General features: G+C 60.5%; 6 protein-coding genes, 1 pseudogene and 1 riboswitch. Of the genes and pseudogenes, 2 read left to right on the top strand and 5 right to left on the bottom strand.

What is annotated here, in order from left to right; all coding sequences use genetic code 11:
* Positions 1–89 precede the first annotated feature (89 nt).
* The 3 genes and pseudogenes from AB5Y54_RS00335 to purE form a co-directional block, all read right to left on the bottom strand.
* Positions 90–908 (bottom strand): annotated as a pseudogene (locus tag AB5Y54_RS00335) (IS110-like element ISAeca3 family transposase); the annotation flags it as partial.
* Between the two features lie 113 nt (positions 909–1,021).
* The gene (locus AB5Y54_RS00330; RefSeq protein ID WP_368153049.1) at positions 1,022–2,146 is read right to left on the bottom strand and encodes a 5-(carboxyamino)imidazole ribonucleotide synthase; all 1,125 of its coding nucleotides are present in this window, start codon (positions 2,144–2,146) and stop codon (positions 1,022–1,024) included.
* Complete coding sequence (gene purE, locus AB5Y54_RS00325) at positions 2,143–2,652, bottom strand: 5-(carboxyamino)imidazole ribonucleotide mutase (protein ID WP_029313402.1); 510 nt, start codon at positions 2,650–2,652, stop codon at positions 2,143–2,145. Before purE ends, AB5Y54_RS00330 begins: the two co-directional genes overlap by 4 nt.
* Before the next feature lie 207 nt (positions 2,653–2,859).
* Positions 2,860–3,038, top strand: a riboswitch (cobalamin riboswitch).
* Between the two features lie 51 nt (positions 3,039–3,089).
* Between purE and AB5Y54_RS00320 the strand changes: the two genes are divergently transcribed.
* Both AB5Y54_RS00320 and murI read left to right on the top strand, forming a co-directional pair.
* Complete coding sequence (locus AB5Y54_RS00320; RefSeq protein WP_041212100.1) at positions 3,090–4,955, top strand: TonB-dependent receptor; 1,866 nt, start codon at positions 3,090–3,092, stop codon at positions 4,953–4,955.
* 108 nt (positions 4,956–5,063) lie between these two features.
* The gene (gene murI / locus AB5Y54_RS00315) at positions 5,064–5,852 is read left to right on the top strand and encodes a glutamate racemase (protein ID WP_010672351.1); all 789 of its coding nucleotides are present in this window, start codon (positions 5,064–5,066) and stop codon (positions 5,850–5,852) included.
* Positions 5,853–5,855: 3 nt separating this feature from the next.
* On the opposite strand, the gene AB5Y54_RS00310 is transcribed toward murI, so the two are convergent.
* Both AB5Y54_RS00310 and AB5Y54_RS00305 read right to left on the bottom strand, forming a co-directional pair.
* Positions 5,856–6,347 (bottom strand): RNA-binding protein, encoded by a 492-nt coding sequence (locus AB5Y54_RS00310; protein ID WP_029313407.1) that lies wholly within the window; start codon positions 6,345–6,347, stop codon positions 5,856–5,858.
* A 224-nt stretch (positions 6,348–6,571) separates the two neighbouring features.
* The coding region (locus AB5Y54_RS00305) for a hypothetical protein (RefSeq protein ID WP_368153045.1) at positions 6,572–6,854 on the bottom strand (283 nt) is incomplete at its 5' end.

The raw sequence follows: 6,854 nt of genomic DNA, 5'->3' as shown, positions 1-6,854 counted from the left end.
GGCATTTACGGGAGAAAAGATCGGCTCAAACTGAAAAAATGAAATGACTGAGTCAGCCGAGAAGAATTTCCCCGCTTATTCGCACCTTCCCTAAGATTTTTGTCGCCACGCTTGCTGATACCCTTCAGGTTTGCCCGGCCCCCAGTACTGTACTGGCGTGGCACCAATCCGACTGACGCCGCGAAATCACGACTACATCGATAGTGTTTTCCGTCACCGAGCTCGGCGGCCAACACGCTGGCAGTGATCGGGCCGACACCAGGGATTGTCATCAGACGCTGACCAAGATCGTCATCGCCAAGCTGGCTGGCCAGTTCCTTGTCGATCTCGGCAATTTGCTGCTCCAGATACTTGAAATGGGCATGCAGCCTCTCCAACATGGTAATCAGTCGCGCTGGTAACTCGTGTTCAGCCATCACAGAAGGCAGGCGCTTGATGGCGGCATGACCGACGGGCAGACTGATGCCAAATTCGAGTAAAAAGCCGTGTATCTGGTTCGATGCCTTAACCCGATCGCGCACAAACGATTCGCGCACACGATGCAGTGCTCCCAACGTTTGCTGGCTTTCGGTCTTGGGCGTTACAAACCGCATGGAGGGACGGCAGGCGGCCTCGCAAATAGCTTCAGCATCGATGAAGTCGTTCTTGTTGCTCTTGACGAATGGGCGCACGAATTGAGGCGAAATGAGCTTACTCTCATGCCCAAATTCAGCCAGCCGACGAGCCATGTAATGGGCTCCGGCACATGCCTCCATGACGATGGTGCATACAGGAAAAGTTGCGAGGGATTCGATGAGCTTTGTCCGGTTGAACTTCTTGCGAAGAAGAGCCTTGCCGAACCGGTCTTGACAGTGAATGTGAAAAGAGTGTTTACCGAGATCAATACCAATAAGCGCAACGTTTTCCATGATGGCCTCTCCTGAAAGAAAAACACCCTGTCAGCGTACCGCTCACAGGGTGGGGGTGACCATCTCATTAGACCCGGGCCTTGGCCCGGGTCTTTGCATGTCAAGGGGTGGACTCAGCTCGGAGGCAGACCCAGCAGGGCGCGCAGCTGGTGCGCGGTGGCCTCGACCGCCGCCCAGTCGCGGCCAGTGACGGTGACGTGGCCCATCTTGCGGCCGGGGCGGGCTTCGCCCTTGCCATAGAGGTGAAGGTGCACCCCGGGCAGGGCCAGGGCGCCGGCCCAGTCCGGCGTGCCGTCTTGCCACAGATCCCCGAGCAGGTTGAGCAGGATGGCGGGCTGAACCTCAGCCTGTGCCGGCAACGGCAGATCGCACAGGGCGCGCACCTGCAACTCGAACTGGCTGCAACCGGCGTTGTCGATGCTGGGGTGACCCGAATTGTGGGGCCGGGGGGCCATCTCGTTTACCAGTAGCTCACCGCCGACCAGGAAGAACTCCACCGTCAGCACGCCCACATAGTCGAGGGCGGCGATGATGTGCTCGGCGATGCGCTGGGCCTCGCGCTCCAGGGCGGGCACATTGGCCGGGGAGCGGGTCTGATCCAGGATGCCGCCGCTGTGCCAGTTCTGCACCAGGGGCAGGGCACTGATGGCACCGCTCGGACTGCGGGCCAGGGTGAGGGCAAACTCCCCCTCCAGTGGCAGGCGTTTTTCCAGCACGCAAGGGACACCGCTGGCGGCCAGGGCCGCTGGCAATTCGCCCGCATTGTGGATAGTCCACTGCCCCTTGCCATCGTAGCCCTCGCGGGCGGTCTTGAGGATGGCGGGGAAGAGGTCGCCGGGCAGGGCGGGCAGCGGCTCGCCGGGCAGCAGGGTCAGGTTCGGGGCGACCGGTACGCTGGCGCGGGTCAGGAAGGCTTTCTCTTCCCGGCGATCCTGACAGACACGTACTGCGCTCGCGGCCGGGCGCACCGGCTTGTACTGCTCCAGCAGGGCCAGGGAGGCGGCGGGCACGTTTTCGAACTCGCAGGTGATGGCGTCGCAGCGGCTGGCCAGATCGCGCAGGGCATCGGCATCGTCATAGGCGGCCACGATCTGCTCGTCGGCGGCTGCACCGGCGATGCTGATGGGGTCCGGGTCCAGCACGATCACCTTGTAGCCGAGACGGTGGGCAGACATCACGAAGTAGCGGCCGAGCTGGCCGCCACCGAGCATACCCAAAGTGGCGGGGGGCAGTATCATGCCGGCTCCTCCAGGGTGAGCGCCAGCACCCGGTCGCGCTCCTTGGCGCGGAAGCCGTCGAGCTGCTGGTGATAACGGGGAGCGTCGCCATCCTGGGCGACAGAGAGCAGGGACACGGCGAACAGACCGGCATTGGCGGCACCCGCCTCGCCGATGGCGAAGGTGGCGACCGGTACGCCCTTGGGCATCTGCACGATGGAGAGCAGGGAATCCATCCCCTTGAGCTGGCGGGTGGGGATGGGCACGCCCAGCACCGGGATCGTGGTCTTGGCGGCCAGCATGCCCGGCAGGTGGGCTGCGCCGCCGGCGCCGGCGATGATGGCGCGCAGACCGCGATCGCGCGCACTGGCGGCATATTCAAACAGGAGATCCGGGGTGCGATGGGCGGATACGACGCGCGCTTCATAGGGTACGCCGTGCTCCTTGAGGATGCGGGCGGCGGCCTGCATCACGGGCCAGTCAGAGTCGGAGCCCATTACCAGGCCGATCATAGGGGGGGTCGTCATTACGGCTTCCTCGGATGTCAAACGTTTGCCGCATGTTACCAAAAAGCCGTGGGATCTGGCTCAACATTTCTTGTGTTTGACCCGCTCGAATGACGGTCAACGAGCCTCAAGGTACGAGAGGGGGCGAGGATCTGCGCCACTTGGCACCGACTTTGGGTAAAAACGACATTAGAAATCCAGATGGCTATACATCCAAGACGGCTCTGCCTATAATCCCCCCGCTTTGGCGCATCATGCTTAAAAGGGAATCCGGTGAGAATCCGGAGCTGGCGCGCAGCGGTAAGGGGGAACGAAGCGACATCAGGGCACTGCCGTCAGGTGGGAAGCCGTCGCCGTAGGCCATCAGCCCCCAAGCCCGAAGACCTGCCAAAGTTCGTATTTCGGGCCGAGAGAAACCGGCCACGAAGTAGATGCTTACGCGAACTTAAGGATCTCTCATGTCCAAGACATTATTGGCGGCTGCCCTGTTGCCAACGGCGGCCTTTGCCCAACAACTGACCATCCCCGTCAATCCCACCATGGTGGTGACCGCTACCCGTGTCGCCCAGCCTGCCTCCAGTGTGCTGGCTCCCGTCAACGTGGTGACCCGTGACGAGATCGATCGCCTGCAAGCCCAGACCGTGACCGACGTGGTCAAGACCCTGCCCGGCGTGGAAGTGGTCAGCAACGGCGGCCGCGGCCAGCTCAGCTCGCTGCGGGTACGTGGTGGCACCTCTTCCCAGACCCTGGTGCTGGTGGACGGGGTGCGCAGCGCCTCTCTGACCGCCGGGATGACCGAGCTCAACAACCTGCCCCTCAACCAGGTGGAGCGGATCGAATATATCCGCGGTGCACGCGCCACTATTTATGGGTCCGATGCCATCGGTGGGGTCATCAACATCATCACTCGCCCGGACCAGGGGACCAATCAGCACAAGTTCAACCTGGGCGCGGGCTCCCACAAGCAGCGTCAGGCTGCCTTCAGCAGCGCCAGCCAGGTGGGTGATGCGGGTCAGATCAAGGTCGCTGGTGGTTTCGATGACGAGACCGGCTACAACGTGCATCCCATCGTCGGGGTGAACGATGGCGACAAGCATGGACACCGGGGCTATAACGCCATGGTGGATTATCAGCAGGCGCTGGCCAGCAACTGGGATCTGTTCGGTACGACCCGCTGGTTCCGCAACATTGCCCAGTACGACAGATCCTCTGCCGCTTCCGCCTGGGGCCCGGCGTTTCATCAACGCAACGAGACCTGGACCGAGAACCAGAGCTACCAGCTCGGCTCCCGCTATCATGACGAGCGCTACCTGAGCGAGCTGCGCGGCGCCTTCTCCAAACAGGATGCCTACGACTACCCGGATACCAGCGGCCGCGATCAGTCCGCTGATCGACTCTATACCCGTCAATACACCCTGAACTGGGTCAACAGCGTCAAGCTGGACGAGAGCTGGACCCTGGGGGGCGGCGCCGACTGGCAGCGCGACATGCTGGACGATAGTTCCCGCTCCTCTGGCGTCGCCTTCCCGAGTGAGGCCGATGAGCGTGACAACACCGGGCTCTATGCCCTGGCCCAGTTTGACAACCAGGTCTGGCAGGCCGAGCTGAGCGGTCGCAGCGATGACAACGAGCAGTTCGGACGTCACAACACCTGGCAAACCGGCGCTGGCTGGCGCTTCGTTGAGGATTATCGCCTCAGTGCCCGTTACGGCACCGGTTTCCGTGCCCCCTCCTTCAACGATCTCTACTACCCGGGGTCCGGCAATCCGGATCTGAAGCCGGAAGAGTCGAAAAGCCACGAGTTGATGCTGGACGGACAGACCGCTGGTGTGGAGTGGCGCTTGACCGGTTATCGCAACGACTTCGAGCAGATGATCCAGTGGGCACCGGACAGCCAGGGCATGTGGACGCCGCAAAACGTCGGCAAGGCGCGGATTGAAGGGGTTGAGCTGGAAGGGGAGTTCGAGACCGGCTGGCTGAGCCATCGCGTTTCCGCCGAATACAAGGATCCCAAGGACAAGGTCACCGACAAGCAGTTGCAGCTGATCTCCCGCAAGGGGGCCAAGTGGGTGAGCCAGGCGCAGTGGCAGCAGTTCGATGGCTCCCTGAGCTGGATCTACCAGGGTGAGCGTTATGGTGACGCGGCCAATACCACCCAGCTGGGCGGTTACAGCGTGTGGAACCTGGCGGTGGGCTATCAGGTTGCACCGTCCTGGAAGGTCTCCGGCAAGATCAGCAACCTGCTGGACAAGGAATACCAGACCTCGGTGGGTTACCCGGCTGATGAGCGTGCCTACTATGTGACGGTGGACTACGCACTCTGATCCCCTTGTCTGGATCTGAAAAATCAGGGGCCCTGCCATTGGCAGGGCCTTTTCTATTGGCGCCGGGCGGGAGTATGATCGCGGCCTCGCATTCAAGGGGGAGCTCAGGTGGCCAATATTCTCGTGTTCGACTCCGGTATGGGCGGTCTGACCGTCTATGGGGAGATCCGTCGCGCTCTGCCGGAGCACAACTATTTCTACAGTTTCGACAATGCCCACTTTCCCTATGGCGAGCTGAGTGAGGCGGCCCTCATCGAGGCTTGTACCGGACTGGTCAGCCACATGGTGGCCGAGCACGCCATTGATCTGGTGGTGATCGCCTGCAATACCGCCAGCACCATTGCCCTGCCATCCCTGCGTACCGCACTCAGCATTCCCGTGGTCGGCGTGGTCCCCGCGATCAAGCCTGCCGCCGCCCTGACCCGTAACGGCTACATCGGTCTGCTGGCAACGCCCGGCACCGTCAGCCGTGACTATACCCATGAACTCATTGCCCAGTTCGCCCCGGGCAAGCATGTGCTGCTGAAGGGGGCCACCGAACTGGTTATCGAAGCCGAGCGCAAGCTGGCGGGGTTGCCGGTCAATATGGCCCTGCTCAGAGAGGTGCTCGCAGACTGGATGGAAGGGGAGGAGAGGCCGGATACCCTGGTACTGGGATGTACCCACTTCCCCTTGCTCAACGAAGAGATCAAACAGCTGATGCCGGAATGCCAACTGGTCGATTCGGGTCTTGCCGTGGCAAGGCGGGTGGCGCATCTGCTGGCGACACTGCCGGTCCAGGCGCCTGGCGAGGGGACGGGACGTGCCTACTGCACGCGACTGGATGCTGGGGCCCAGAAACTGACAGCCCCCTTGCAAGCTTGGGGGCTGTCGTCACTCGAAGAAGTGGTGTACTGAATATCAGGCGTCGACGTCGTTGACGTCCTTCTCATCCCGGTCCCGCTTGTCATTTGCTTCACGCACTTTCAGGGTGCGCTGCTGATACTCCTTGTCATTGAGCGCGGCGATGGCCTTGGCCGCATCGGCGACAGGCATCTCCACAAACCCGAAGCCCCTGCGTTTGCCGGTGGCCTTGTCCTTCATCAGACGAACTGACAGTACCTGACCTTGCTCGGCAAAGAGTTCGCGCACCGCAATCTCGTTGGCGCGATAGGGCAGGTTGCCTACATATAAGGTACAGGTCTCCTGGCTGGTCGCCTGTTCGAGGGCGGTGGCAGGCGCACGGTTAAGGAAGAGCGGTACCACGAAACCGCCAATGGCCAGACCGGCGGCAAAAATGACTTCGACTTTCAGAGAGAACTGCAGGGCCTGGGCAACCAGATAGCCGAGCAGCGCCAATACCAGAGCAAGAACTGCTGCCTGCACATAAACGGGAAACTTGGATAAATTCATCTTTAAAGACCTTTTGTAAATGAAAGCAAAAAAGGTGCAACACTCTATTCACCTTCATGGTAACCAGCTTTACGACCAGACGCTACCATGGACCACTTGAGGTAAATTATCCGCTTCAGTATGGCATTCCTTCAGCCAGGAAGATCCTGATAAATGCCAATAAAAGAGGGCTGAAATCATCAGCTTGTGGATAACATTGTATATATACACTGGGTAAGTTGTTTCTAACTGGATAATTTGAAGTTTCCGTGACTTTCTTCAAAAATTCCCTTGTCATCGCAATCGGCCTCCCTATAATGCGCCCCTACCAGCACGGCGGAACACGCCAACCTGATGAGCCAGCTTCCCTTAGGAAGTGGGCGCCGAAAGAAAAGCGAAAACAACCGCTTGACTTTCGAAGTGAGGAGCGTATGATGCGCCTCCTCAACGCGATAAGCGTGACGCTCTTTAACAATTTGAATCAAGCAATCTGTGTGGGCACTCACAGCATCGAGCATCAAAAACAAT

Origin of the sequence: Aeromonas sp. s9, from assembly GCF_040907765.1 — a bacterium.
In the GTDB taxonomy this organism is placed as follows: domain Bacteria; phylum Pseudomonadota; class Gammaproteobacteria; order Enterobacterales; family Aeromonadaceae; genus Aeromonas; species Aeromonas caviae.
The sequence above is the reverse complement of the archived record's forward strand: the minus strand, read 5'-3'. Positions and strand labels throughout refer to the sequence as shown.